Origin of the sequence: Streptomyces sp. NPDC021562 (genome assembly GCF_040640875.1) — a bacterium.
GTDB lineage: Bacteria > Actinomycetota > Actinomycetes > Streptomycetales > Streptomycetaceae > Streptomyces.
Window position 1 is genome coordinate 1 of the sequence record NZ_JBFACN010000078.1, and the last position, 1796, is coordinate 1796.

At 35.7% G+C, this 1796-nt stretch carries 2 protein-coding genes and 1 pseudogene; all 3 read right to left on the reverse strand.

Annotation, left to right across the window (positions count from 1 at the left end):
• Window positions 1-576, reverse strand: a pseudogene (locus tag AB0G52_RS40900) (hypothetical protein); the annotation flags it as partial.
• 571 nt (window positions 577-1147) lie between these two features.
• Complete coding sequence (locus AB0G52_RS40905; RefSeq protein ID WP_350502499.1) at window positions 1148-1297, reverse strand: toxin-antitoxin system HicB family antitoxin; 150 nt, start codon at window positions 1295-1297, stop codon at window positions 1148-1150.
• A gap of 287 nt (window positions 1298-1584) precedes the next feature.
• Window positions 1585-1796: hypothetical protein (locus AB0G52_RS40910; protein WP_361344345.1), on the reverse strand; the 212-nt coding region annotated here is incomplete at its 5' end.

The window sequence follows — 1796 nt, forward strand, 5'->3', positions numbered from 1 at the left end:
TTTTTCCGTCAAAATATACTCTTCAGGCTTCTTTAACCCTCTACTCGAAAAATAAGACTTCTCTCCAAGTAATCTTTCGTCAATATTATCCTTTATCATATATTTCGTTATATAAGCCCCTACATTGTCCACGTGGTCTATTTTATTTATTTTAACAAACCCATGACCCCAGATGTCCGATAGAACGTCTACAGGCGTGTAAGGAAGGTTATAGACCAATAGGTGATAATGTATAGCCCCTCGTTTCTGAAACTCAATTACAGCAGTGTATTTTAGTTTTATTTTTAAAGTGTAATTCAGCCTTTGGATAAACTTTTTGAAGTTATAGTTAGATTGTTTTATGTCCTGCATGTTTTCAGCATATGTAAGTGTGAAAAATTTCGGTTGCTCGTTCCACGCATTTGCATTGGCATTTGCTTGGTTAAACACTTGCTTCCTTGCACGATATAACACATCAGACCTGTTCTTCATCTTTGTTTCAGCATCATTTATCCAATCATGATCAGACTGTTTTTTCCTACCAGCATTTTCACGAACTGCATCTTTACCTGTTGCTACCTCTTTCTCGTAGCTCAATAATTCCCATACACCGCCACTTTTTATTAGTTTGTGACGATACCTCAATTATAAAATACCTCTCTTCCTTGTCTAAATTTTTCTGCTTATTAATCGCTATAATCAAGTTAAGTAAGAAACAGAAATAGCGATTAAATATTAACCTATTTTTCTATCAGATTTAAACGGAAATATAAATCCTAAATCTACTAGAATTGTACCACTAAATTCGCCGCAGCCGGTTATTACTTTTCTATCAACTCCTGAAATTTTATAAAAGAATCCTGGTTGCAAAATGATAGTTTGTTTTAGTGCGTGTAATGTAACCACCATTACTTTTGTGTCTTCGGTTTTGTAATAAGAAATATTAAACATGTGCTCGTCCTCTTTTCTTGTTTTTTTAGTTGCGCTTCACCATCACCACTGCGTAGATCTACTCCATGAATCCTTGACTCGGAACCTTTGCGACCCAGATTACTTGCCACCGTCGCCACCTTCTAGAAATCTTTAATGTGGCAAACCGAACTAGGTTATCAGAGTCGCCTTTCCAAGTAAAGGAACCGCTACGCTTTCACTACGTAGAACTACTCCGTTAAAACTCTTTATCGTCTTTATATTCGCTCAGTATGTATGAAATCAAAGCGTTGACCGACATACCTCTCTTTTCAGCTTCTTTTTTTAACCATTCGTGTAGGTCTTCAGTAAGCCTTAGAGAAAAAACCGCTTTTCCCAATAACTTCACCTCCTTATGGTATCATTATAGTATCAAAGTGGTATCATGTCAATACCATAATGGTTAGTGTTATTTCTCTCGGTCTTTTATAAATAAAATAAATCCGCCTTGCGGTGTCGGGGGCCCCAACTGGAGTCACCCCACCCACACGCAAAAGGGCGGATTTTATATTTTCAAGGAAATTAAATAAGGACCCCATTATAGGAGTCCCATTGTCAAAGTTTGAACACTTTACCCGCTATTAGAAAACGGTAAAGTCATAGTATTTTTATTTTCTATGTGTTAAAATAGCGCTGTTAACTTTTGCGATTTAAGTTAATTTGTATCTTATGAATATTGCCTAGATATTCATTTTCATAGTTTTTGGAATATGTTATATATTCGTCATGAGACTTTAGCAGAGTCTCTTTTTCTTTTTCCGTCAAAATATACTCTTCAGGCTTCTTTAACCCTCTACTCGAAAAATAAGACTTCTCTCCAAGTAATCTTTCGTCAATATTATCCTTTA